The following is a 23,267-nucleotide window of genomic DNA, read 5'->3' as shown; positions in this document are numbered from 1 at the left end:
TGGAGAAGAGTGTCCGAGGGGGGACTTGAACCCCCACGCCCGTTAATAGGGCACTAGCACCTCAAGCTAGCGCGTCTGCCATTCCGCCACTCGGACCTGCTGTGCGGCGCTTAAGGCTAACGGATGAGCCGCCCCGGGCCCAAACCAGCCGAGCACGGCAGTGTTAGAAAGGGACATGTGAGCGGACTTTCCGATGGTGGCGTCACGCCGGCCGACGAGGTCGTCGACCTTGTCAGCACGCTGATCCGGTTCGACACCTCCAACACCGGGGAGCCGGCCACCACCAGGGGCGAGGCCGAATGCGCCCGCTGGGTGGCCGATCAGCTCGCTGAGGTCGGATACACCTGCGAGTACGTCGAGGCGGGCGCGCCGGGCCGGGCCAACGTCTTCGCCCGGCTCGAAGGCGCCGACCGCTCCCGAGGCGCGCTGATGCTGCACGGCCACCTGGACGTGGTGCCCGCCGAGGCGTCGGACTGGAGCGTGCACCCGTTCTCCGGCGCCGTCGAGGACGGCTACGTCTGGGGCCGCGGCGCGGTCGACATGAAGGACATGGTCGGGATGATCATCGCGGTCGCCCGGCACTTCAAACGCCACGGCATCGTGCCTCCGCGTGACCTGGTGTTCGCGTTCGTCTCCGATGAGGAGGCCGGCGGCAACTACGGCTGCAAATGGCTCGTGGACCACCGGCCGGACCTGTTCGACGGCGTCACCGAGGCGGTCGGCGAGGTCGGCGGGTTCTCGCTGACCGTGCCGCGCCGCGACGGCGGCGAGCGGCGGCTGTACCTGATCGAGACTGCCGAGAAGGCGATGCTGTGGATGCGCCTGACCGCGCGCGGCCGCGCCGGGCACGGCTCGATGGTGCACGACGACAACGCCGTCACCGCCGTCGCCGAGGCGGTCGCCAAGCTGGGCAGGCACCGGTTCCCGATCGTGCTGACCGAATCGGTCGAGCAGTTCCTCACCGCGGTCGGTGAGGAGACCGGCTACACCTTCGATCCCGCGTCACCCGACATCGAGGGCACGGTCGCCAAACTCGGCGGGATCGCCCGCATCGTCGGCGCCACGCTGCGCGACACCGCCAACCCGACGATGCTCAAGGCCGGTTACAAGGCCAACGTCATCCCGGGCACCGCCGAAGCCGTCATCGACTGCCGGGTGCTGCCGGGCCGGCTTGCCGAGTTCGAGCGGGAGGTCGACGAGCTGATCGGCCCCGACGTCAAACGCGAGTGGATCACCAACCTGCCGTCGTATGAGACGCCGTTCGACGGTGAACTGCTGGGTGCGATGAACGACGCGATCCTGGCCACCGACCCGGATGCGCGGACCGTGCCCTACATGCTGTCCGGGGGCACCGACGCAAAACACTTCGCCCGCTTGGGGATTCGCTGCTTCGGCTTCGCCCCGCTGCGGTTGCCGCCCGAATTGGACTTCGCCGCCCTGTTCCACGGCGTCGACGAACGGGTACCCGTGGATGCGCTGAAGTTCGGCGCGCAGGTGCTCGAGCACTTCCTGCTGCACTCGTAGTAATCCGACTGAAAGGGATCCTCCGCCATGGCGTTCGACTACGACCCGTACTCGTTCCTTCCCCCATTGCCCACCTTCACCGTCACCTCGCAGTCGTTCGACGACGGTCAGCCCTGGGGCAAGGATCAGGTCAGCGGCATCATGGGTGCCGGCGGGTCCGACATCTCGCCGCAGCTGAGCTGGTCCGGGTTCCCCGAGGAGACCCGCAGTTTCGCCGTCACGGTCTTCGACCCGGACGCCCCGACGGTCTCCGGGTTCTGGCACTGGGCGGTGTTCAACCTGCCCGCGACGGTCACCGACCTGCCCGCAGGTGTCGGCGACGGCAGCGCGAGCGGATTCCCCGGTGACGCGGTCACTCTGGCCAACGACGCCGGGCTGAAGCGCTTCATCGGCGCCGCCCCGCCGGCCGGGCACGGCCCGCACCGCTACATCGTCGCCGTCCACGCGGTCGGGGTCGAGAAGCTCGATGTGCCCGCCGACGCCACCCCGGCCTACCTCGGGTTCAACCTGTTCGGGCATGCGATCGCCCGCGCGCTGGTCACCGGCACCTACGAACAGAACTGACGCAGAGCGCTCCGGACCACAGTCGTTTCACCTATCCACCTTTTGCAGGGAAAGTGCGAGAGAACGCCTGCAAAGCGTGGATAGGTGGGGCCTGTGGGACCTGACGTGCCCTCGTGCCGGTTCACTTGCCCATCGTCGAGCCGACCGCCTCTGTGAGGCAGGAGAATCCGTTCTCGCGGAGGCGGGCGGCGATGCCGTCGTTGAGGGTCTTGGCCCACAGCCCACCGCCGTAGACGAACCCGGTGTAGCCCTGCAGCAGTGAGGCGCCGGAGGTGATGCGCTCCCAGGCGTCGTCGGCCGTCTCGATGCCGCCCACGCTGACCAGTGCCAGACGGTCGCCGACGCGCGCGTACAGGCGGCGCAGCACCGCCAGCGCGCGGCGCGCCACCGGAGGGCCGGAGACCCCGCCGGCGCCGAGTTCGGCCGCTCCGGGTGTGGCGAGGCCGTCACGCGACACGGTGGTGTTGGTCGCGACGATACCGGCCAGCCCGAGATCGACTGCGAGATCTGCGATTTCGTCGATGTCCTGATCGGCCAGATCAGGTGCGATCTTGACCAGCACCGGGGTCGACGTCTCGGCGAGCACCGCGGACAGGATGGGCCGCAGCGACTCCACGGACTGCAGATCGCGCAGACCGGGGGTGTTGGGCGAGCTGACGTTGACCACGAGGTAGGACGCCAGCGGGCCGAGCAGTCGCGCGCTCTCGGCGTAGTCCTCGGCGGCGCGCTCGGGCGGGGTCACCTTCGTCTTGCCGATGTTGACGCCGACCGGCACGTCGGGCGCATGGCGTGCCAACCGGGTCGCCAGCTCACCGGCCCCGTGATTGTTGAATCCCATGCGGTTGAGCAGCGCCCGGTCGGCGGGCAGCCGGAACAGCCGCGGAGACGGATTCCCGGGCTGCGCCTGCGCCGTCACGGTGCCGATCTCGGCGAAGCCGAAACCCAGTGCGCCCCAGGTGTGCAGCCCGAGTCCGTCCTTGTCGAATCCGGCCGCCAGGCCCACGGGTCCGGGGAAGTGCACCCCGAACACGGTGCTGGCCAGAACGGGATCGTGCGGGGCCAGCCGGCGGGTCAGCTGCCGGCGCAGCGGTGCGGGCCGGGTGGCGGCCCGCAGACCGCGAAACACGATCGTGTGGATGCGTTCGGCCGGCGCCAGAAACAGCGCCTTGCGCAGTGCGGTGTACATCTACAGCCCCGGCTGGTCGGGCCCGGGGGCGGCATCGGGGCGCTTCTTGCGGCGCAGCAGCACGCGCCTCGACCCGTCGGTGTAGAGCCGGACCCGGGTCAGCTCCCAGCCGCGGTACTCCGCCTCGATCGCCAGCCGCGTGGAAGCCGTGACCCGCGTGACCTCCGGTGGCAACTTCAGCGGGATCCACTCGTAATCGCCCGGATCCTCGGCCACCGCCTTGCTCCACGCCGCCGGCATCCGGCCGCGTGCGGCGCTCACGGCGCGGCCTCCGGGATCACCTGCACACCGGCTCCCGCGCCGGACACCACGTAGAGGGTGTTCGACGTGTCGTCGAATGCCACGGAGTTCGGTTGCCGCACGGTTCGATATCGCACCTTCTCGACGGGGATGCCGGTTGCCAGATCGTATCCAACGACGGTGTTCGTCGCGGTCTGCGCCACCCAGGCCAGACCGTTGCGGCCCGCTGAGCCGGCCACCCCGTACGGGGAACCGGGCACCGGGTAGCGCTGCCGCAGGATCAGCGGGTTCAGGCCGTACACCAGAAGCTCGCCGCCGCGGGTGTCGGTGACCAGCACGCGTCCGGCGCCGTCGGCGGCCATCGTGGTGGCGCCCTCACCGGCGCGCAGCGCGTGTTCGGACTTGGTGCCCTCGACGTTCAGGCTCGTCACCGAGGTCTGGCCGCGGTCGAGCACCACCGCGGTATCGCCCTGGGTGACAAGGGCATCAACCCGGGCGAAGATCTTCAGCTGCGCGCCGACCGAACGTTCGGAGGCCAGCGTGTACACCGTCCCGTCGGCGCTGCCCAGCACCAACCGGCCGTCGGAGCGCCGGGCGATCGCGGTGAAGTCCACCCCGTCGTGACCTTCGACGTCCACCTTGGTGGCCGCGCCGGCTGCGATGTCGAACCGGTAGTAGCCGCCCCGGGTCGACAGGAACGCCCGGCCCTCGCCGTCGGTGGTCACCGCCGTCGCCGGGCCGGCCAGCGTGACCGGGGTCTGCGCGCCGGAGCGCCCGACCACGGTCAGCGTCGCACCGTCCGAGCCGGCAGAGAGCACCAGCAGCGACCCGGTCGCTGCGTCGAAGGCGGCGGTCAGCGCGTCGGCGGCCAGGGGTGACACCTGTCCTTGCGGTGCCGTGGTGACCGGCGGCGAGTCCGCGGCGCGCGCGGGCTCGATCGTCGGGGGAGGCGCGTCCACCGGATTCGACGAACAGCCGGTCACCAGCGTCAACGCCAACGCAGCGATCCCCAGACGAACCAGGTGACCTGGTGAGTTTATGTGGCGCGACAACGGGTAGCTCTCGGTTCGGGTTCGGCGGGGATCGATTCGGAGAGTCAGTGTATGCAACGTCGTAACGGTGGTCCGGTGGCGTCGGGGCTCCTCGGTGCATCCAACGGCGGTATGGTCCATACCATGACCCTCACAGCTGACAGCGACGTCACTGGCCGGGGCTTCACGGTCGAAGTCATCACCACCGGCGTGCACGCCAGCGGTTTCGGCGAACTCGGCGACGGGCGCAGCTTCGCTTTCTGCGCGTCCCACTCGGACCGTCAGGTGACATTGGTCGTCGAGGTGTACCGACCCCGCCTGCGCAATCCGGTCCCGCAAGCCGAAGACGTGGTGGCCGTCGCGACCCGCAAGCTCACCGATATCGACATGACCGACGAGCGCAGCGTGATCGCCGCCGTGCGCGACGCGGTCGCCGACGCGCAGCCGGTCAACCGCAACGGCCGCTGAGCGCGGCCCGGCCCGCGCCACGGTACGGTCGTCGTCGTGACGGGGCTGGCGGAGATGTCGTGGCTGCAGGTCGTCGTCCTCTCAGTGCTGCAGGGACTCACCGAATTCCTGCCGGTGTCCTCGTCGGGACACCTCGCGATCGCGTCGAAGGTGTTCTTCGACGGTGACGCGGGGGCGTCTTTCACAGCGGTGAGCCAGCTCGGCACCGAAGCCGCGGTGCTCGTCTACTTCGCGCGCGACATCGTGCGGATCGTCAAGGCCTGGTTCGCGGGACTGTTCCGCGCCGGCGAGCGCAACGCCGACTACTGGCTGGGCTGGTGGGTGATCATCGGCACGATCCCGATCAGCGTGGTCGGGCTGCTGTTCAAGGACGAGATCCGTACCGGCGCGCGCAACCTGTGGCTGGTGGCCACGGCACTGATCGTGTTCTCGTTCGTGATCGCTGCCGCCGAGTACGCCGGCAGGCAGACCCGGCGCGTCGAGCAACTCACATGGAAGGACAGCGTGATCGTCGGTCTCGCGCAGTGCCTGGCCCTGGTACCCGGGGTGTCGCGGTCGGGCGCCACGATCAGCGCGGGCCTGTTCCTCGGCATGGAACGCGAGCTCGCCGCCCGTTTCGGGTTCCTGCTCGCCATCCCGGCGGTGTTCGCCTCGGGGCTGTTCTCGCTGCCCGACGCGTTCAACCCTGCTGGAGAGGGCATGAGCGCCAGCGGAGCTCAGCTTCTCGTGTCGACCGTGATCGCGTTCGTGGTCGGATACGCCGCGGTGGCGTGGTTCCTGCGGTTCCTGGTGCGGCACAGCATGTACTGGTTCGTCGGCTACCGCGTGCTGCTCGGCAGCGTGGTGCTGATCCTGCTCTCCACGGGGGTGGTGGCCGCGACATGACTGTCCTGCTACTGCGGCACGGCCGCTCGACCTCGAACACCGCACACACGCTTGCGGGGCGCTCCGCGGGCGTCGACCTCGACGACCGCGGCCGCGAACAGGCCTCGGCCTTGGTCGAGCGGCTCGGTGAGCTGCCGATCCGGGCCATCGTGCGCTCGCCGCTGCTGCGGTGCGAACGCACCGTCGAACCCCTGGCCGCCGCGCTCGGCCTGGAGCCTGTCGTCGACGAACGCATCACCGAGGTCGACTACGGATCCTGGACCGGCCGCAAGATCGGCGACCTGGTCAAGGAGCCGCTATGGGCGGTGGTGCAGCAGCAGCCCAGCGCCGCGGTGTTCCCCGACGGCGAGGGGCTGGCCGGGGTGCAGGCACGCGCGGTCGCCGCGGTGCGGGAACACGACCGCAGGCTCGCCGACGAACACGGCGGTGACGCGCTGTGGATCGCCTGTACCCACGGCGATGTGATCAAGTCCGTCCTGGCCGACGCGCTGGGCAGCCACCTGGACAGCTTCCAGCGCATCAACGCCGACCCGGCGTCGGTCAGCGTCGTGCGCTACACCCCGCTGCGCCCGTTCGTCATCCACGTCAATCACACCGGTGTGGCGCTGAACGCCACGCTGTCGGCCCCACCTGCTGCCGACAAGCCCGACGCCGGCGAGGTTCCCAGCGGAGACGCCGTGGTCGGCGGATCCACCGGCTGACGGTATTTTGGAAACTGCCATGGCCCGCGAAATCCACGTCTTCCGCACACCCGACCGCTTCGTGGCTGGGACGGTCGGCGAACCGGGAAACCGGACGTTCTACCTACAGGCCGTCCACGACAAGCGGGTCGTGTCGGTGGTGCTGGAAAAGCAGCAGGTGGCCGTGCTCGCCGAGCGCATCGCCGCGCTGTTGTTGGAGATCAACCGCCGCTTCGGCACCCCGATCCCGCCCGAGACCGGCGAGGTCGACGACCTCAGCCCGCTGATCACCCCCGTGGACGCGGAGTTCCGGGTGGGCACCATGGGGCTGGGCTGGGATTCGGAGGCCCAGACCGTCGTCGTCGAGCTGCTCGCCGTCTCGGAGACGGAATTCGACGCCTCCGTCGTCCTCGACGACGCCGAGGAGGGACCCGACGCGGTGCGGGTGTTCCTGACCCCCGAGTCGGCCCGCCAGTTCGCCGCCCGGTCCAACCGGGTGATCTCGGCCGGGCGCCCGCCATGCCCGCTGTGCGAGGAACCGCTGGACCCCGAGGGCCACATCTGCGTCCGAACCAACGGTTACCGGCGCGGTGCACTCTCCGGTCCCGACGATGACGAGCTCTGAGGTCCTGCAGCGCGGCGAGCTGACCGTGCTCGGCCGGATCCGATCGGCGAGCAACGCCACGTTCCTGTGCGAGGCCACCCTCGGCGAGATCGTCACGCACTGCGTCTACAAGCCGGTCCGCGGTGAGGCCCCGCTGTGGGACTTTCCCGACGGGACCCTGGCCGGACGCGAGGTCGCCTCGTACCTGGTGTCGGCGGCACTGGGCTGGAACGTGGTGCCCTACACCATCATTCGGGACGGTCCGGCCGGGTCCGGCATGCTGCAGCGCTGGGTCGACCAGCCCGGTGACGAAGACCCGGACGCCGAGGCCGATGCCGGTCCCGACCTGATCGACCTGCTGCCCGCGGGGGAGATCCCGCCGGGGTTCCTGCCCGTGCTGCAGGCTTACGACTACGCCGGCGACGAGGTCACCCTGGTGCACGCCGACGACGTGCGACTGCGCCGCATCGCGGTGTTCGACGTGCTGGTCAACAACGCCGACCGCAAGGGCGGCCATGTGCTGCACGGTGTCGACGGATGCGTCTACGGCGTCGACCACGGCGTCACGCTGCACGTCGAGGACAAATTGCGCACCGTGTTGTGGGGGTGGGCGGGCAAACCGGTCGACGACGACATGCTCGCCGACATCGCGGTTCTGGGCGGGAAACTCGACGGCGACCTCGGGGCCGAGCTGTGCGGGCTGATCACCCCCCGTGAGGTTGCCGCCTTGCGGTCCAGAGTCGTTGGCCTGCTGCGCAATCCGGTGATGCCGACACCCGACCGGCGACGGCCGATCCCATGGCCGGCATTCTGACGTGATCTACTTGCCGGGTGACTCTCACCGACGCAGCACTGGCCGCCGCGGTGGCCGAAGAGGCCGGTGAGCTGCTGCTGGCGACGCGCGAGCAGTTCGGGTCCGGAGCGTTCTACGACCCGTACGACCTCGGCGACGCCGGGGACATGCGCGCCAACACGCTCATCCTGGACCGGCTGCACGAGGCCCGTCCGCACGATGCGGTGCTGTCCGAGGAGGCTGTCGACGACGTGTCGCGCGTCGACGCCGACCGGGTGTGGATCGTCGATCCCGTCGACGGCACCTATGAGTACTCGATGCCCGGCCGCACCGACTGGGCGGTGCACATCGCGTTGTGGCAACGCTCGTCGGCGCACGGCACGCCCACCATCACCGACGCCGCCGTCGCGTTGCCCGCCCGCGGCGAGGTCTACCGCACCGACACGGTCAGCCCGCCGCCGCCGCGCCGCGAGGGCCCCATCCGTGTCACCGCCAGCTCCAACCGCCCGCCCGCGGTGCTGTGGCGGCTGCGCGAACACCTCGACATCGAGTTGGTCCGGATCGGCTCGGCCGGTGCCAAGGCGATGGCGGTGGTGCGCGGCGACGTCGACGCCTACCTGCACGCCGGTGGTCAGTGGGAGTGGGATTCGGCCGCGCCCGCCGGTGTGCTGTGGGCCGCCGGGATGCACGCCTCCCGCATCGACGGTTCACCGCTGATCTACAACCGACGCGATCCCTACCTCCCGGATCTGTTGATGTGCCGACCCGAGTTGGCCCGGGTCCTGCTGGAGGGGATCTGGTCGGCCAACCGGGAATGAAACAGCCGTCGGAATTGTCGGTTTCGACGATGTCTAGAGTCGAGGCTATGCAATCGTGGTCCGCGCCGAACGTGCCGGCGCTGCCTGGGCGAGGGCCGCAGTTGCGGCTCTACGACAGCGCGGATCGTCAGGTGCGGCCGGTGGCGTCCGGCGCCACCGCGACGATGTACGTGTGCGGGATCACCCCGTATGACGCCACCCATCTCGGGCACGCCGCCACCTACCTGACGTTCGACCTGGTGCACCGGCTGTGGCTCGACGGCGGCCACGACGTGCACTACGTGCAGAACATCACCGACGTCGACGACCCGCTGTTCGAACGGGCGCAGCGCGACGGCATCGGCTGGCGCGAACTCGGGGACCGCGAGACCGAGCTGTTCCGACAGGACATGGCGGCCCTGCGGGTGCTGCCACCGCGCGACTACGTCGCCGCCACCGAGGCCATCGCCGAGGTCATCGAACTGGTGGAGAAGATGCTGGCCTCCGGCGCGGCATACGTGGTCGACGACGCGCAGTACCCGGACGTGTACTTCCGCGCCGACGCCACCGTGCAGTTCGGTTATGAATCCGGCTACGACCGCGCCACCATGCTGGCCCTGTTCGGCGAACGCGGCGGCGACCCGGACCGGCCCGGCAAAAGCGATCCGCTGGATGCGCTGCTGTGGCGTGCCGAGCGTCCCGGCGAACCCAGTTGGCCCTCGCCGTTCGGTCCCGGGCGGCCGGGCTGGCACGTCGAGTGCGCGGCGATCGCGCTCAGCCGCATCGGGACCGGCCTGGACATCCAGGGCGGAGGCAGCGACCTGATCTTCCCGCACCACGAGTTCTCCGCCGCGCACGCTGAATGCGTCTCGGGGGAGCGGCGTTTCGCCCGGCACTACGTCCACTCCGGCATGATCGGCTGGGAGGGCCACAAGATGTCGAAGAGCCGCGGCAATCTGGTGCTGGTGTCCCAGCTGCGCCGCGACGGAGTCGACCCGGCCGCCGTCCGGCTCGGGCTGTTCGCCGGCCACTACCGCGAGGACCGCTTCTGGAGCGCCGACGTGCTCGACGAGGCCCTGGCGCGGCTGCACCGGTGGCGCAGTGCGACGGCCCTGGACGGCGCGCCCGACGCCGCCGACGTGGTGGCTCGCGTGCGCCGCTACCTGGCCGACGACCTCGACACCCCGAAAGCTCTTGCGGCGCTGGATGGTTGGGCCACCGATGCGTTGTCTTACGGCGGCCACGACGAGACCGCGGGCCAGACGGTGGCCACCGCGGTCGACGCGCTCCTCGGCGTTCAGCTGTAAACCCGCGGTCAGGGAGTAGGTTTCGGCCATGACATCGGTGGCCGGAAAAACTGCGTTCATCACCGGAGGGGCGCGCGGCGTCGGCGCCGAGGTCGCGCGGCGCCTGCACGCCAGAGGTGCCCGCCTCGTGCTCACCGATCTGGACGAGGCGCCGCTGACCGCACTGCGCGAGGCTCTGGGCACCGACCGGGTGCACACCGTGGTCGCCGACGTCCGTGACCTCTCGGCCATGGAGAGCGCCGCCGCGAGTGCCGTGGAGCAGTTCGGCGGTATCGACATCGTGATGGCCAACGCCGGCATCGCCTCCTACGGCTCGGTGCTACAGGTCGACCCCAAAGCCTTCCGCACGCTGATGGAGGTCAACGTCACCGGCGTGTTCCACACGGTGCGCGCCACTCTGCCGTCGGTGCTGGAGCGGCGCGGCTACGTGCTGATCGTGTCGTCGCTGGCCGCGTACGCGGCCGCACCGGGCCTGGCGCCCTACAACGCGTCCAAGGCCGCCGTCGAGCAGTTCGCCAACGCGCTGCGCCTGGAGGTCGGGTTCCGCGGCGTCGCCGTCGGGTCGGCGCACATGTCCTGGATCGACACCCCGCTCGTCAACGACACCAAGGCCGACCTGTCGACGTTCACCGAGATGCTCAGCCGGCTGCCGTTCCCGCTGAACAGAACCACCTCCGTCGAGGCGTGCGGGGAGGCCTTCGTGGCCGGCATCGAACAGCGCAGGCGCCAGATCAACTGTCCGGGCTGGGTCGGGCTGCTGCGCTGGCTCAAACCCCTGCTCTCCACGCGCCTCGGCGAACAGCAGGTGCTCAAGTTCATCCCCGACCTGCTGCCCCGGATGGACGCCGAGGTCGCCGCGCTGGGCCGGTCGTTGGGCGCCCGCACCCAGGAACTGGAGGACCGTTGATGCTGTCACTGCGCCGCCCGACCGCCGCCGCGGCGGCCTTGCTGCTGCTCGCGGCATGCGGCACCGACACGTCCACACCCGAGGACACCTCGACGTCGCCGGCGCCGGAGCCCGCCGCGCAGGTCAGCCCCGCCGAGGCGCGGGCGATCGCCAAACAGGCCTATGTCTACGGCTTCCCGATGGTCGACAACTATCGGGTGCAGTATTCGTACTTCGTCGACCGACAGGACCCGGAGTACAAGGGCGGCTGGAATGAGGTGCACAGCACCGCGCGGGTCTATACGCCCGACGACACGGCGATCCAGACGCCGAACTCTGACACCCCGTACTCGTTCGTCGGGGCGGACCTGCGGACCGAGCCGCTGGTACTGACCGTGCCGCCGATCCAGCAGGACCGCTACTACTCCCTTCAGTTCGTCGACGGCTACACCTACAACTTCGCCTACACGGGCAGCCGCACCACCGGAAACGGCGGCGGACGGTATCTGCTGGCCGGACCCGGGTGGCAGGGCGAGAAACCCGAGGGCATCGACGAGGTCATCCGCTCGGACACCGAGTTGGCCTTCGTGCTCTACCGCACCCAGCTGTTTGGACCGTCGGACATCGAGGAGGTCCGCAAGATCCAGGCGGGCTACCAGGTCGCCCCGCTGTCGGTGTACCTCAACCAGCCCTCGCCGGAGCCGGCACCGGCGATCGACTTCGTCCCGCCGCTCCCGCCGGAACAGCAGCGCACGTCGCCGCAGTTCTTCGAGATCTTGAACTTCGCACTGCGGTACGCGCCGGTGCTGCCCGGCGAGGAGGGGCTGCGGGACCGCTTCGCGCGGATCGGGGTGGGCCCGGACGGCGATTTCGACGCCGACACCTTGAGCCCCGAGATGCGCACCGCGATCGAGGGCGGCATGGCCGAGGCCTGGACCGAGTTCGACACGTTCAAGAAGACCAAGGTCGACACCGGCGAGGTCGGTTCGGCGCAGTTCTTCGGTACGCGGGAGGACCTCAAGGGCAACTATCTGTACCGGATGGCCGGCGCCGTCCTCGGCATCTACGGCAACACCGCCGCCGAGGCCATCTATCCGGGCGCGTTCAACGACTCCACCGGTCAGCCCCTGTCGGGCGCGAACGACTACGTGTTCCGGTTCCCGTCCGGCCAACTGCCCCCGGTGAACTCGTTCTGGTCGCTGACCATGTACGAACTGCCGGCCAGCCGGCTCGTGCCCAACCCGATGAACCGCTACCTGATCAATTCGGAGATGCTGCCCAGCCTGGTGCCCGACAGCGACGGCGGATACACGTTCTACATCCAGAACGAATCACCGGGCATCGAGAAGGAAGCCAACTGGCTGCCCGCCCCGAAAGGGCCGTTCGCGCTGGTGCTGCGCCTGTACTGGCCCAAGCCCGACGCGCTCAACGGCACCTGGAAGTCGCCTCAGCCCGAGCGCATCTAACGCAGGCTCCTCTTCCTGCCGGGCGCGTCAGCCGCGGAAGCCGGGACCGCGGCGGCGCAGGTAGCGCTCGAACTCCGCGGCCAGCGCGTCGCCGTCGATCTTGCCCAGCGCCTCGTTCATGTCGACCTCGGCGTCGCCGCGTTCCTCCAGCGACTGCACGTACTCGGCGATCTCGTCGTCCTCCGAGGTCATCTCGGTGACCGCCTGCTCCCATTCCTCGGCCTGAGCGGGCAGGTCGTCCAGCGGCACCTCGATGTCGAGGACATCCTCGACCCGGCGCAGCAGCGCCACCGTGGCCTTCGGATTCGGCGGCTGCGAGACGTAGTGCGGAACCGCGGCCCAGAACGTCACCGCGGGGATACCGGCCTGCACACACGCGTCCTGAAACACCCCGGCGATCCCCGTCGGCCCTTCGTAGCGGGTCTCCTCCAGACCGAACGTCTTGGCCGAGTCCGCCGAATACGCCGCGCCGGACACCGGAACCGGGCGGGTGTGGGGCGTGTCGGCCAGCAGGGCGCCCAGGATGACAACGGTATGCACGTTGAGCTTCTCGGCGATCGTCAGCAACTCCGCGCAGAAGGTGCGCCAGCGCATGTTCGGTTCGACGCCGTGCATCAGCACGATGTCGCGGTCGCTGCCGGGAGGGCGGCAGTGTGAGATCCGCATCGACGGCCACACCAGCTCGCGGGTGACGCCGTCTATCTGGCGAATCACCGGCCGGTTGACCTGGTAGTCGTAGTACGACTCGTCGTCGATCTCGACGATGGTCTCGGCTTCCCAGATCGCGTCCAGGTGCTCCAGCGCATCGCTGGCCGCGTCGCCGGCGTCATTCCAGCCCTCGAACGCCGCGACGACGATCGTGTCGCGCAGGTCGGGCAGGTCGGATCGCTTCGGACCGCCGAAATCCGAGGGTGTCACCAGGCCAGCGTAAGCCTTGCGTGCCCTCGATGACGGGCATCGACCCGCGCTGGGAGTTGTGTGCCCGACTACCCTGGCGGTGTGACTGGCGCAAACAACCGCGGGTACCGCACGGACCTGCGCGCCGTGTCGTCGACGGGGTTCGGAGTCGAAGCGAAATTCCGTCGGCGCCACCCGGTTAACCTTGGTTACGCGCTGCCGGTCAAGCGCATCGCGACCGCCACGCGGGTCGGGGTCGACCACAACGACGAGATGGGCGTCCAGACGTCGATCGGGTGACGTCGTAGACTTTCTGAGGTCGAGAGGCGTTGCAACGGTTATCTGGGGGGACCAGGTCCCCTTCGGTATCCGCCACGCTCGGCAGAGTCAAGGACGCCTTCCGCTACGGAAGGAACGCACGTGAACGCCTCTGAGCAGAGCATCTCCGGGTCGAACGCCTCCGTGCCGACTGCGCCCACGCCGAACATCCGGCCTGACTGCACCGACGAACTCACGGCCGCGCTGCGCCGGCGGATCATGGTCATCGACGGGGCGATGGGCACGGCCATCCAGCGGGACCGACCGGACGAGGCCGGCTATCGCGGCGAGCGCTTCAAGGACTGGCCGAGCGACCTGCAGGGCAACAACGACCTGCTCAATCTGACGCAGCCGCAGATCATCGAGGCGATCCACCGCGAGTACCTCGAAGCCGGTGCCGACATCCTGGAGACCAACACCTTCAATGCGAACGCGGTCTCGCTCGGCGACTACGGCATGGAGGAACTGAGCTACGAACTGAATTTCGCCGGCGCCGCGCTGGCCCGGGCGGCCTGTGACGAGTTCAGCACCCCGGACAAGCCGCGCTACGTCGCCGGGGCGCTGGGACCGACGACACGGACCGCGTCGATCTCGCCGGACGTCAACGACCCCGGTGCCCGCAACGTGTCCTACGACCAGCTGGTCGCCGCCTACCTGGAGGCAGCGAATGGCCTGGTCGACGGCGGCGCAGACCTGATCATCGTCGAGACGATCTTCGACACGCTCAACGCCAAGGCCGCGGTGTTCGCCATCGAGACGCTGTTCGAGGAGCGCGGACGCCGCTGGCCGGTGATCATCTCGGGCACCATCACCGACGCCTCCGGGCGGACGCTGTCCGGTCAGGTCACCGAAGCGTTCTGGAACTCGATCAGGCACGCGCATCCGCTCGCGGTCGGGCTCAACTGCGCGCTGGGCGCGCCGGAGATGAGGCCGTACATCGCCGAGATGTCGCGGATCGCGGACACCTTCGTCTCCTGCTACCCGAACGCCGGCCTGCCCAACGCGTTCGCCGAGTACGACGAGACCCCCGAGCGCCAGGCCGGCTACGTCGCCGACTTCGCCGAGGCCGGCTTCGTCAACCTGGTCGGCGGCTGCTGCGGGACGACGCCGGCGCACATCGCCGCGATCGCCAAGGTGGTCGACGGCAAGGCGCCCCGCGAACTGCCGCAGATCCCGGTGGCCACCCGGCTGTCCGGTCTGGAACCGCTCAACATCACCGACGACTCCCTGTTCGTCAACATCGGTGAGCGGACCAACATCACCGGTTCGGCCCGATTCCGCAACCTGATCAAGGCGCAGGACTACGACACCGCGCTCTCGGTGGCCCTGCAGCAGGTGGAGGCCGGTGCGCAGGTCATCGACATCAACATGGATGAGGGCATGATCGACGGCGTCGCCGCGATGGACCGGTTCACCAAGTTGATCGCGGCCGAGCCGGACATCAGCCGCGTCCCGGTGATGATCGACTCCTCCAAGTGGGAGGTCATCGAGGCCGGACTGAAGAACGTGCAGGGCAAGCCGATCGTGAACTCGATCTCCATGAAGGAGGGCGAGGAGAAGTTCATCCGCGAGGCCCGGCTGTGCCGCAAGTACGGCGCCGCCGTGGTGGTGATGGCCTTCGACGAGCAGGGCCAGGCCGACAACCTGGAGCGGCGCGTCCAGATCTGCGGGCGTGCCTACCGGATCCTGACCGAGGAGGTCGGTTTCCCGCCCGAGGACATCATCTTCGACCCGAACTGCTTCGCGCTGGCCACCGGTATCGAGGAGCACGCCACGTACGGGATCGACTTCATCGAGGCGTGCGCATGGATCAAGGCGAATCTGCCCGGGGTGCACATCTCCGGCGGTATCTCGAACGTGTCGTTCTCGTTCCGGGGTAACAACCCGGTCCGCGAGGCGATCCACGCGGTGTTCCTGTTCCACGCCATCAAGGCGGGCCTGGACATGGGCATCGTCAACGCCGGTGCGCTGGTGCCGTATGACTCGATCGACCCGGAACTTCGCGAGCGCATCGAAGACGTCGTGCTCAACCGTCGCGAGGACGCGGCCGAGCGCCTGCTGGACATCGCCGAGCGGTTCAACAAGTCCGACAAGGGGGAGGACCCGCAGGCTGCCGAGTGGCGATCCTTGCCGGTCCGGGAGCGGATCACGCACGCCCTGGTCAAGGGCATCGACGCGCACGTCGACGACGACACCGAGGAGCTGCGGGCCGAGATCGCCGCCGCCGGGGGACGGCCGATCGAGGTGATCGAGGGCCCGCTGATGGATGGCATGAACGTCGTCGGTGACCTGTTCGGCTCCGGCAAGATGTTCCTGCCCCAGGTGGTGAAGTCCGCGCGCGTGATGAAGAAGGCCGTCGCGTACCTGCTGCCGTTCATCGAGGCCGAGAAGGAAGCCAACGGCGGGGCGAGCGAAGCGACACGCAATGGTCGAGCCGCGAAGGACACCAACGGCACGATCGTGATGGCGACCGTCAAGGGTGACGTCCACGACATCGGCAAGAACATCGTCGGGGTAGTCCTGCAGTGCAACAACTTCGAAGTGATCGACCTCGGTGTGATGGTGCCCGCGAGCAAGATTCTGGACGCGGCCAGGGAACATGACGCCGACATCATCGGGCTGTCCGGGCTGATCACGCCGTCGCTGGACGAGATGGTCAACTTCGCCGTCGAGATGGAACGCGCGGGGCTGGAGATCCCGCTGCTGATCGGTGGCGCGACCACCTCGCGCGCCCACACTGCCGTGAAGGTGGCGCCGCGCCGCAGCGGTCCGGTGGTCTGGGTCAAGGACGCCTCCCGGTCGGTGCCCGTCGCGGCCGCGCTTCTGGACGACAAGCAGCGACCGGCCCTACTGGAGGCCACCGAGAAGGATTACGCGTCCCTGCGCGAACGGCACGCCCAGAAGAACGAGCGGCCGATGGTGACGTTGGAGAAGGCGCGCGCGAACCGGACGCCGATCGAGTGGGACGGCTACACACCGCCGGTGCCCGCCCAGGGAATCGGGGTGCGCGAGTTCGGCGACTACGACCTCGCCGAACTGCGCGAGTACATCGACTGGCAGCCGTTCTTCAACGCCTGGGAGATGAAGGGCCGCTTCCCCGACATCCTGAACAATCCGGCGTCGGGGGAGGCCGCCCGCAAGTTGTACGACGACGCCCAGGAGATGCTCGACACCCTGATCAAGGAGAAGTGGCTGACAGCCAACGCGGTGATCGGGTTCTTCCCGGCCAACGCCGTCGGTGACGATATCGAGGTGTACACCGACGACACCCGCGCCGAGGTGCTGACCACGTTGCACAATCTGCGTCAGCAGGGTGAGCACCGCGAAGGTATCCCCAACCGGTCACAGAGCGACTTCATCGCGCCGAAAGACACCGGTCTGGCCGACTACATCGGCGCGTTCGCCGTCACCGCGGGGCTCGGCAGCGGTGAGAAGATCGCCGAATTCAAGGCGGCCAACGACGATTACAGCGCGATCCTGCTGGAATCGCTCGCCGACCGGCTGGCCGAGGCGTTCGCCGAACGGATGCACCAGAGGGTCCGCACGGAGTTCTGGGGCTATCAGCCCGACGAGCGGCTGGACAACGACGCGCTCATCGCGGAGAAGTACGTGGGGATCCGCCCCGCGCCGGGCTACCCGTCGTGCCCGGAGCACACCGAGAAGGTGACGCTCTTCAGGTTGATGGACGTCAAGGAGCGCACCGGCATCGAGCTGACCGAGTCGATGGCGATGTGGCCCGGTGCCGCGGTCAGCGGCTGGTACTTCTCGCATCCCCAGTCGCAGTACTTCGTGGTTGGCCGGCTGGCCCAGGATCAGGTCGCCGACTACGCGAGGCGCAAGGGCTGGACCCTGCAGGAAGCCGAACGCTGGCTCGCGCCTAATCTCGGCTACAATCCGGAGGACTGAGCCGCCAAAAGTGCAGGAGCGCAAAGCGTTTCAGGAACGCTACGCGTCTTTTCCGGAGGCCGGCCGCGTGCGCAGTGCTGGAGCTCCCCGGCGGGTCCGCGTATCCGGCGGTTGGCGTCACCTCCCCTGCACATGCCAGAATGGTCGGCGTGCGAGCGGTGTTGTGGGACATGGACGGAACCCTCGTGGATTCCGAAAAGCTGTGGGATGTCTCACTTTCGGCGCTCTATGAGAGCTACGGCGGGGTGCTGAGCCGTGAGACCAGGACCGCGCTGGTGGGCGCGTCGGCGGAGGAGACGATGCAGACCGCCTACGCCGAACTGGGCCTGGATCCCGACCCGGTGGCGATGACCGAGTCGATCCGCTGGTTGCACGACCACACCGCCGACCTGTTCGACGACGGCCTGCCGTGGTGTCCCGGCGCCCGGGAGATGCTGGAAGCGCTGGCCGCCGAACGCATGCCGACGGCGCTGGTGACCAATACCGCGCGCCAGCTCGCCGAGCGCGCGCTCGACAGCATCGGCAGGCACTACTTCTCGGTCACGGTGTGCGGCGACGAAGTGCCGAGCGGCAAGCCGGCGCCCGACCCGTATCTGCGCGCCGCCGATCTGCTGGGTTTGCCGCCGTCGGAGTGCCTGGCCGTGGAGGACTCGGTGACCGGTGCCGCCGCCGCCGAACGCGCGGGGTGCGCGGTGCTCATCGTGCCCAACGAGGTGCCGGTCCCCGGCGGGTTGCGCCGCCGGCACGTCGACTCACTGGCCGCCCTCGACGTGGCCGGACTGCGCCGGATCTATCACGAGATCGACGCAGAACTGCCTGACCGAACCGCCTGAGCGCGACCCCGCAGGCGTAGTCCCGCGTACTTCCGGGAACACCCACCGCTGGAAGTCTCGAGTGATTAAATGTGATTCTCATCACGCGTCGTTGCGGGAAAGGTCGTCGCATGGCCGGTCACGGTGGTCCAGTCGGGGAGAGCCCGGAGATCTATGAGAAAGGCCAGGACTTCTCGTCCGGCAAGACCGCGATCCGGATCGCGTCGGTGGCCGCGCTCGGCGGTCTGCTGTTCGGCTACGACAGCGCGGTCATCAACGGTGCGGTGGACTCCATCCAGGAGGACTTCGGCATCGGCAACGCCGAACTGGGCTTCGCGGTCGCCTCGGCGTTGCTGGGTGCCGCCGCCGGCGCGATGACCGCCGGACGTATCGCCGACCGCATCGGCCGCATCGCGGTGATGAAGATCGCCGCCGTGCTGTTCCTGGTCAGCGCCTTCGGCACCGGCTTCGCCCACGAGGTGTGGACCGTGGTGCTGTTCCGCATCGTCGGCGGTATCGGCGTCGGGGTGGCATCGGTGATCGCGCCGGCCTACATCGCCGAGACCTCCCCACCCGGGATTCGCGGTCGGCTCGGATCGCTGCAACAGCTGGCCATAGTGACAGGCATCTTCGCGTCGTTCGCGGTCAACTGGATCCTGCAATGGCTGGCCGGCGGCCCGAACGAGCCGCTGTGGTTCGGGTTGGACGCCTGGCGCTGGATGTTCCTGGCCATGGCGGTCCCGGCCGTGGTGTACGGAGCGCTGGCCTTCACGATCCCGGAATCGCCGCGGTATCTCGTTGCCTCCCACAGAATTCCGGAAGCGCGCCGGGTTCTGACAAGGTTGCTGGGGCAGAAGAACCTGGACATCACCATCGTCCGGATCCGCGAGACGCTGGAACGTGAGGACAAGCCGTCCTGGCGCGACCTGCGCAAGCCGACGGGAGGCTTGTACGGCGTCGTGTGGGTCGGCCTCGGCCTGTCGATCTTCCAGCAGTTCGTCGGCATCAATGTGATCTTCTACTACAGCAACGTGCTGTGGCAGGCGGTGGGCTTCAGCGCCGACGAGTCGGCGATCTACACCGTGATCACCTCGGTGATCAACGTGCTCACCACGTTGATCGCGATCGCCTTGATCGACAAGATCGGGCGCAAGCCGCTGCTGCTCATCGGCTCGTCGGGCATGGCCGTCACGCTGATCACGATGGCGGTGATCTTCGGCAACGCGACGGTCAACCCGGACGGCACCCCGAGCCTGCCCGGCGCCTCCGGGGTCATCGCGCTGATCGCGGCGAATCTGTTCGTCGTCGCGTTCGGCATGTCGTGGGGCCCGGTGGTCTGGGTGCTGCTCGGGGAGATGTTCCCCAACCGGATCCGCGCCGCGGCGCTCGGCCTGGCCGCCGCGGGCCAGTGGGCGGCGAACTGGCTGATCACCGTCACCTTCCCCGCCCTGCGCGACCACCTCGGTCTGGCGTACGGCTTCTACGGTCTGTGCGCGGTGCTGTCCGGTGTGTTCGTGTGGCGGTGGGTGATGGAGACCAAGGGCGTCTCACTGGAGGACATGCACGGCGAGATCCTGCGCGAGAACAAGACCGCGGCCGGCTGAGCCGGCGATCGAGCCGGGCCGGCTGAGCCGGCGATCGAGCCGGGCCGGCTGAGCCGGCGATCGAGCCGGGCCGGCTGAGCCCGGCCGATCGCGGCTACGCGGCCCCGACGTGACACAATCGCCAAACGTGAAGACCTTCGATGCGCTGTTCGCCGAACTGAGCGAACGAGCACGCACCCGTCCGGCAGGCAGCGGAACCGTCGCCGCACTCGACGGCGGCGTGCACGGCATCGGCAAAAAGATTCTCGAAGAGGCCGGCGAGGTGTGGCTGGCCGCCGAACACGAGAGCGACGATGCGCTTGCCGAGGAGATCAGCCAGTTGCTCTATTGGACGCAGGTGCTGATGCTCTCCCGCGGGCTCACTCTCGACGACGTGTACGGGAAGTTGTGACATGCTGCGCGTCGCCGTCCCCAACAAGGGCACCCTCAGCGAGCCCGCGGCCGAGATCCTCGCCGAGGCCGGATACCGCCGCCGCACCGACACCAAGGACTTGACCGTCGTCGACCCGGTGAACCAGGTGGAGTTCTTCTTCCTGCGCCCCAAAGACATCGCGATCTATGTCGGCTCGGGCCAGCTCGACTTCGGCATCACCGGCCGCGACCTGGCGCGCGAATCCGATGCCCCGGTGCGCGAGCGGCTGGCGCTGGGCTTCGGCGCGTCGACCTTCCGCTACGCCGCGCCCGCCGACCGGCGCTGGCGGGTGGAGGATCTGCAGGGCAAGCGGATCGCCACGGCGTTCCCGAACCTGGTGCGAAAAGATCTGGCGGGCAAGGGGATCGAAGCGACCGTGATCCGGCTTGACGGGGCTGTGGAGATCTCGGTGCAGCTCGGTGTCGCCGACGCGATCGCCGACGTGGTCGGGTCCGGCCGCACGCTGGGCCTGCACAACCTGGCGGCGTTCGGGGAGCCGCTGTGTGATTCCGAAGCGGTGCTGATCGAGCGCGACGGCGCCGAGGAGAACGCTTCCGCACGTGACCAATTGGCGGGCCGCGTGCAGGGCGTGGTGTTCGGCCAGCAGTATCTGATGCTGGACTACGATTGCCCGCGTTCGGTGCTGGAGCGGGCCACGGAGGTCACCCCCGGACTCGAATCGCCGACCATCGCGCCGCTGGCCGACCCGGACTGGGTCGCGGTGCGCGCCCTGGTGCCCCGCCGTGACGTCAACGCGATCATGGACGAATTGGCCGCGATCGGTGCCAAAGCCATTCTGGCTTCGGACATCCGCTTCTGCCGCTTCTGATCGTCACCGCTCATCGCGCCGTCTGCCGTGTTAGCGTCCGGGTGTCCACCCGGCGTGCGGAGGTCCGATGACGCAGGTTCTCGTTCTCGTGCTGGCCCTGTTGATCGGCGTCGTCGCCGGATCCCGTGCGCTGACGGCCCCCGCGGTCGTCGCGTGGGGCGCGATGTTCGGCTGGATCGACGTCGCGGACAAGTGGTCGGAATGGATGGCGCACCCCGTGACCGTCACCGTGCTGACCATCTTCGCGCTCGGTGAGCTCGTCACCGACCAACTGCCGAGCACCCCGAGCCGCAAGGTGCCCGTGCAGTTCATCGCCCGCCTGCTCACCGGCGGGTTCTCCGGTGCGGTCATCGGCAGCGCGTTCTTCCACACGTTCAGCGCCACCGGCGCGGGGATCGTCGGCGCCGTCCTCGGCACTCTCGCCGGCGCGGCGCTGCGCAGCAGGCTGGCCGGGGCCAAGGGCGGCAACGACCGGCCCGGCGCGTTCACCGAGGACGTCCTCGCGGTCGGCGGTGGGCTCCTGGTCGCGTTCCTGGTGAGCCTGGTCTAGGGGCAATGGTGAGCCAGCAGCGCCATTTCGACGCGATCATCGTCGGCGCCGGGCAGGCCGGCCCGCCGCTGGCCGGCCGGCTCACCGCTGCCGGGCAAACCGTCGCGGTGATCGAACGCAAGCTCGTCGGCGGCACCTGTGTGAACTACGGCTGCATCCCGACCAAGACCCTCGTGGCGAGCGCCCACGTGGCGCATCTGGCCCGGCGCGGCAACGACTTCGGGATCCGCACCGCATCCGTGACCGTAGACATGGCCGCGGTCAAGGCCCGCAAGGACCGCATCAGCGTCGGGGACCGTGAGAGCGTCGAATCCTGGCTCGAAGGCATGACGGGTTGCACGCTGATACGTGGGCACGCCCGCTTCGAGGGGCCGCGCACGCTGCGGGTCGGCGACGAACTTCTGGAGGCGGACCGGATTTTCCTCAACGTCGGTTGCCGCGCCGTCGTCCCGGACATGCCGGGCCTGGCCGACATCGACTACCTCACCAACGTCGGGATCCTCGACCTCGACGTCGTTCCCGAGCACCTGGTGATCATCGGCGGCAGCTACATCGCGCTGGAGTTCGCCCAGATGTACCGTCGGTTCGGCGCGGCGGTCACCGTCGTCGAGCGGGGTCCGCGCCTGAGCGCGCGTGAGGACGAAGACGTGTCCGCGGCGATCAGGGAGATCCTCGAGGCCGAGGGCATCGACGTCGTCGTCGGGGCCGACGCGATCAGCTTCGCCAAGCAGGCGGACGGGTTCACCGTCACGCCCAGAGCAGGAGCGGCACCGATCCCGGGCAGCCATCTGTTGTTGGCGGTGGGCCGTCGGCCCAATACCCACGACCTCGGCCTGGAGGCGGCGGGCGTGCAGACCGACCACCGCGGCTACATCGTGGTCGACGACCAGCTGCGCACCACCGCCGACAACATCTGGGCGCTGGGCGACTGCAACGGCCGTGGCGCCTTCACCCACACCTCCTACAACGACTTCGAGATCGTCGCGGCCAACCTGCTCGACGGTGATCCGCGCCGCGTCAGCGACCGCGTCACCACGTACGCGCTCTACATCGACCCGCCGCTGGGCCGGGCCGGGATGACCGTCGACGAGGTTCGCAGATCGGGCCGAAGCGCGTTGGTCGGCGAGCGACCCATGACCCGGGTCGGGCGGGCCGTGGAGAAAGGCGAGACGCAGGGGTTCATGAGAGTGGTGGTCGACGCCGACACCGAGGAGATCCTGGGCGCGTCGATCCTCGGCGTCGGCGGTGACGAGGTGGTGCATTCGATCCTCGACGTGATGAGCGCGAAACTGCCGTACACCGCGATCTCACGCACCATGCACATCCACCCGACGGTCAGCGAGCTGATCCCGACCCTCCTGCAGGAGCTGAAGCCACTGAGCTAGTGTCCTGAGTCATTAATTGCGATCTAGTTGTTAGACTGGGTTGTGCCGACACCTCATGCCGCGAAGATTGTCTTGACCACTGACGAGCGGGCCGAGTTGGAGGGGTGGGCGCGGCGACGATCC

Annotated in this window: 23 protein-coding genes and 1 tRNA gene; 19 read left to right on the top strand and 5 right to left on the bottom strand. The window is 68.8% G+C overall.

The window, feature by feature from the left end; all coding sequences use genetic code 11:
• Window positions 1-10: 10 nt before the first annotated feature.
• A tRNA-Leu gene (locus ACXMYJ_RS21770) sits at window positions 11-96 on the bottom strand.
• Window positions 97-177: 81 nt separating this feature from the next.
• On the opposite strand from ACXMYJ_RS21770, the gene ACXMYJ_RS21765 reads away from it, so the two are divergent.
• Both ACXMYJ_RS21765 and ACXMYJ_RS21760 read left to right on the top strand, forming a co-directional pair.
• Entirely contained in the window at window positions 178-1,524 is a 1,347-nt protein-coding gene (locus ACXMYJ_RS21765) for a M20/M25/M40 family metallo-hydrolase (RefSeq protein WP_443187089.1), read from the top strand.
• A gap of 27 nt (window positions 1,525-1,551) precedes the next feature.
• A complete protein-coding gene (locus ACXMYJ_RS21760) occupies window positions 1,552-2,088 on the top strand; it encodes a YbhB/YbcL family Raf kinase inhibitor-like protein (protein ID WP_460358838.1) in 537 nt (178 codons plus the stop codon).
• A gap of 121 nt (window positions 2,089-2,209) precedes the next feature.
• Here the strand turns inward: ACXMYJ_RS21760 and ACXMYJ_RS21755 are convergent, their stop codons facing one another.
• The 3 genes from ACXMYJ_RS21755 to ACXMYJ_RS21745 are packed head-to-tail and all read right to left on the bottom strand — an operon-like array spanning window position 2,210 to window position 4,566.
• Entirely contained in the window at window positions 2,210-3,274 is a 1,065-nt protein-coding gene (locus ACXMYJ_RS21755; RefSeq protein ID WP_443187091.1) for a quinone-dependent dihydroorotate dehydrogenase, read from the bottom strand.
• The gene (locus tag ACXMYJ_RS21750; RefSeq protein WP_260758152.1) at window positions 3,275-3,514 is read right to left on the bottom strand and encodes a DUF5703 family protein; all 240 of its coding nucleotides are present in this window, start codon (window positions 3,512-3,514) and stop codon (window positions 3,275-3,277) included.
• Between the two features lie 17 nt (window positions 3,515-3,531).
• The gene (locus ACXMYJ_RS21745) at window positions 3,532-4,566 is read right to left on the bottom strand and encodes a YncE family protein (RefSeq protein ID WP_443187092.1); all 1,035 of its coding nucleotides are present in this window, start codon (window positions 4,564-4,566) and stop codon (window positions 3,532-3,534) included.
• Between the two features lie 123 nt (window positions 4,567-4,689).
• Here ACXMYJ_RS21745 and ACXMYJ_RS21740 point away from each other — a divergent pair, with 123 nt between their 5' ends.
• The 9 genes from ACXMYJ_RS21740 to ACXMYJ_RS21700 are packed head-to-tail and all read left to right on the top strand — an operon-like array spanning window position 4,690 to window position 12,431.
• A complete protein-coding gene (locus tag ACXMYJ_RS21740; protein ID WP_260753424.1) occupies window positions 4,690-5,013 on the top strand; it encodes a hypothetical protein in 324 nt (107 codons plus the stop codon).
• A gap of 54 nt (window positions 5,014-5,067) precedes the next feature.
• Window positions 5,068-5,898 (top strand): undecaprenyl-diphosphate phosphatase, encoded by an 831-nt coding sequence (locus ACXMYJ_RS21735; protein ID WP_260758150.1) that lies wholly within the window; start codon window positions 5,068-5,070, stop codon window positions 5,896-5,898.
• Window positions 5,895-6,599, top strand: a complete 705-nt coding sequence (locus ACXMYJ_RS21730) for a histidine phosphatase family protein (RefSeq protein ID WP_460358836.1) — start codon at window positions 5,895-5,897, stop codon at window positions 6,597-6,599. The genes ACXMYJ_RS21735 and ACXMYJ_RS21730 overlap by 4 nt, the downstream gene beginning before the upstream one ends.
• Window positions 6,600-6,618: 19 nt before the next feature.
• Window positions 6,619-7,203, top strand: coding sequence for a DUF3090 domain-containing protein (locus tag ACXMYJ_RS21725; protein WP_260753420.1), 585 nt, complete (start codon window positions 6,619-6,621; stop codon window positions 7,201-7,203).
• Window positions 7,190-7,996 (top strand): SCO1664 family protein, encoded by an 807-nt coding sequence (locus ACXMYJ_RS21720; RefSeq protein ID WP_260753414.1) that lies wholly within the window; start codon window positions 7,190-7,192, stop codon window positions 7,994-7,996. The genes ACXMYJ_RS21725 and ACXMYJ_RS21720 overlap by 14 nt, the downstream gene beginning before the upstream one ends.
• A 17-nt stretch (window positions 7,997-8,013) precedes the next feature.
• A complete protein-coding gene (locus ACXMYJ_RS21715) occupies window positions 8,014-8,793 on the top strand; it encodes a 3'(2'),5'-bisphosphate nucleotidase CysQ (protein ID WP_460358834.1) in 780 nt (259 codons plus the stop codon).
• Window positions 8,794-8,840: 47 nt separating this feature from the next.
• Window positions 8,841-10,079 carry a cysteine--1-D-myo-inosityl 2-amino-2-deoxy-alpha-D-glucopyranoside ligase gene (mshC, locus tag ACXMYJ_RS21710; RefSeq protein WP_443187095.1) on the top strand — a complete coding sequence of 413 codons (1,239 nt, stop codon included), beginning with the start codon at window positions 8,841-8,843 and terminating at the stop codon, window positions 10,077-10,079.
• A 28-nt stretch (window positions 10,080-10,107) separates the two neighbouring features.
• Window positions 10,108-10,986, top strand: coding sequence for an SDR family oxidoreductase (locus ACXMYJ_RS21705; RefSeq protein WP_443187096.1), 879 nt, complete (start codon window positions 10,108-10,110; stop codon window positions 10,984-10,986).
• On the top strand, window positions 10,986-12,431 hold the full coding sequence (locus ACXMYJ_RS21700; protein ID WP_460358833.1) for a DUF1254 domain-containing protein: 1,446 nt from the start codon (window positions 10,986-10,988) through the stop codon (window positions 12,429-12,431). Before ACXMYJ_RS21705 ends, ACXMYJ_RS21700 begins: the two co-directional genes overlap by 1 nt.
• A gap of 27 nt (window positions 12,432-12,458) precedes the next feature.
• Here the strand turns inward: ACXMYJ_RS21700 and ACXMYJ_RS21695 are convergent, their stop codons facing one another.
• Window positions 12,459-13,349 (bottom strand): PAC2 family protein, encoded by an 891-nt coding sequence (locus ACXMYJ_RS21695; protein WP_443187098.1) that lies wholly within the window; start codon window positions 13,347-13,349, stop codon window positions 12,459-12,461.
• An 81-nt stretch (window positions 13,350-13,430) separates the two neighbouring features.
• Between ACXMYJ_RS21695 and ACXMYJ_RS21690 the strand changes: the two genes are divergently transcribed.
• The 8 genes from ACXMYJ_RS21690 (at window position 13,431) to ACXMYJ_RS21655 (ending at window position 23,144) form a co-directional block, all read left to right on the top strand.
• The gene (locus ACXMYJ_RS21690; RefSeq protein WP_460358832.1) at window positions 13,431-13,628 is read left to right on the top strand and encodes a hypothetical protein; all 198 of its coding nucleotides are present in this window, start codon (window positions 13,431-13,433) and stop codon (window positions 13,626-13,628) included.
• 120 nt (window positions 13,629-13,748) lie between these two features.
• Complete coding sequence (gene metH, locus ACXMYJ_RS21685; RefSeq protein WP_460358831.1) at window positions 13,749-17,552, top strand: methionine synthase; 3,804 nt, start codon at window positions 13,749-13,751, stop codon at window positions 17,550-17,552.
• Window positions 17,553-17,701: 149 nt separating this feature from the next.
• Window positions 17,702-18,385: an HAD family hydrolase gene (locus ACXMYJ_RS21680; RefSeq protein ID WP_260753405.1), complete on the top strand. Its 684-nt coding sequence runs from the start codon at window positions 17,702-17,704 to the stop codon at window positions 18,383-18,385.
• 110 nt (window positions 18,386-18,495) lie between these two features.
• A complete protein-coding gene (locus ACXMYJ_RS21675) occupies window positions 18,496-19,968 on the top strand; it encodes a sugar porter family MFS transporter (RefSeq protein ID WP_460358830.1) in 1,473 nt (490 codons plus the stop codon).
• 109 nt (window positions 19,969-20,077) lie between these two features.
• Window positions 20,078-20,359 (top strand): phosphoribosyl-ATP diphosphatase, encoded by a 282-nt coding sequence (locus tag ACXMYJ_RS21670; protein WP_260753403.1) that lies wholly within the window; start codon window positions 20,078-20,080, stop codon window positions 20,357-20,359.
• Between the two features lies 1 nt (window position 20,360).
• Window positions 20,361-21,209 (top strand): ATP phosphoribosyltransferase, encoded by an 849-nt coding sequence (hisG, locus tag ACXMYJ_RS21665; protein ID WP_260753402.1) that lies wholly within the window; start codon window positions 20,361-20,363, stop codon window positions 21,207-21,209.
• Window positions 21,210-21,276: 67 nt separating this feature from the next.
• The gene (locus tag ACXMYJ_RS21660) at window positions 21,277-21,759 is read left to right on the top strand and encodes a DUF4126 family protein (protein ID WP_260753401.1); all 483 of its coding nucleotides are present in this window, start codon (window positions 21,277-21,279) and stop codon (window positions 21,757-21,759) included.
• 8 nt (window positions 21,760-21,767) lie between these two features.
• Window positions 21,768-23,144 carry an FAD-containing oxidoreductase gene (locus ACXMYJ_RS21655; RefSeq protein WP_460358828.1) on the top strand — a complete coding sequence of 459 codons (1,377 nt, stop codon included), beginning with the start codon at window positions 21,768-21,770 and terminating at the stop codon, window positions 23,142-23,144.
• Window positions 23,145-23,267: the final 123 nt, after the last annotated feature.

Source organism: Mycobacterium sp. ZZG, assembly GCF_054786995.1.
The sequence above is the reverse complement of the archived record's forward strand: the minus strand, read 5'-3'. Positions and strand labels throughout refer to the sequence as shown.

What these genes read in the sequence shown, in the direction of transcription:
- ACXMYJ_RS21740 (WP_260753424.1), top strand. Translation starts at nt 4,690, where the DNA reads ATGACCCTCACAGCTGACAGCGACGTCACTGGCCGGGGCTTCACGGTC.
- ACXMYJ_RS21755 (WP_443187091.1), bottom strand. Translation starts at nt 3,274, where the DNA reads ATGTACACCGCACTGCGCAAGGCGCTGTTTCTGGCGCCGGCCGAACGC.
- hisG (WP_260753402.1), top strand. Translation starts at nt 20,361, where the DNA reads ATGCTGCGCGTCGCCGTCCCCAACAAGGGCACCCTCAGCGAGCCCGCG.
- ACXMYJ_RS21720 (WP_260753414.1), top strand. Translation starts at nt 7,190, where the DNA reads ATGACGAGCTCTGAGGTCCTGCAGCGCGGCGAGCTGACCGTGCTCGGC.
- mshC (WP_443187095.1), top strand. Translation starts at nt 8,841, where the DNA reads ATGCAATCGTGGTCCGCGCCGAACGTGCCGGCGCTGCCTGGGCGAGGG.
- ACXMYJ_RS21660 (WP_260753401.1), top strand. Translation starts at nt 21,277, where the DNA reads ATGACGCAGGTTCTCGTTCTCGTGCTGGCCCTGTTGATCGGCGTCGTC.
- ACXMYJ_RS21675 (WP_460358830.1), top strand. Translation starts at nt 18,496, where the DNA reads ATGGCCGGTCACGGTGGTCCAGTCGGGGAGAGCCCGGAGATCTATGAG.
- ACXMYJ_RS21750 (WP_260758152.1), bottom strand. Translation starts at nt 3,514, where the DNA reads ATGCCGGCGGCGTGGAGCAAGGCGGTGGCCGAGGATCCGGGCGATTAC.
- ACXMYJ_RS21700 (WP_460358833.1), top strand. Translation starts at nt 10,986, where the DNA reads ATGCTGTCACTGCGCCGCCCGACCGCCGCCGCGGCGGCCTTGCTGCTG.
- ACXMYJ_RS21735 (WP_260758150.1), top strand. Translation starts at nt 5,068, where the DNA reads ATGTCGTGGCTGCAGGTCGTCGTCCTCTCAGTGCTGCAGGGACTCACC.
- ACXMYJ_RS21760 (WP_460358838.1), top strand. Translation starts at nt 1,552, where the DNA reads ATGGCGTTCGACTACGACCCGTACTCGTTCCTTCCCCCATTGCCCACC.
- ACXMYJ_RS21730 (WP_460358836.1), top strand. Translation starts at nt 5,895, where the DNA reads ATGACTGTCCTGCTACTGCGGCACGGCCGCTCGACCTCGAACACCGCA.
- ACXMYJ_RS21705 (WP_443187096.1), top strand. Translation starts at nt 10,108, where the DNA reads ATGACATCGGTGGCCGGAAAAACTGCGTTCATCACCGGAGGGGCGCGC.
- ACXMYJ_RS21725 (WP_260753420.1), top strand. Translation starts at nt 6,619, where the DNA reads ATGGCCCGCGAAATCCACGTCTTCCGCACACCCGACCGCTTCGTGGCT.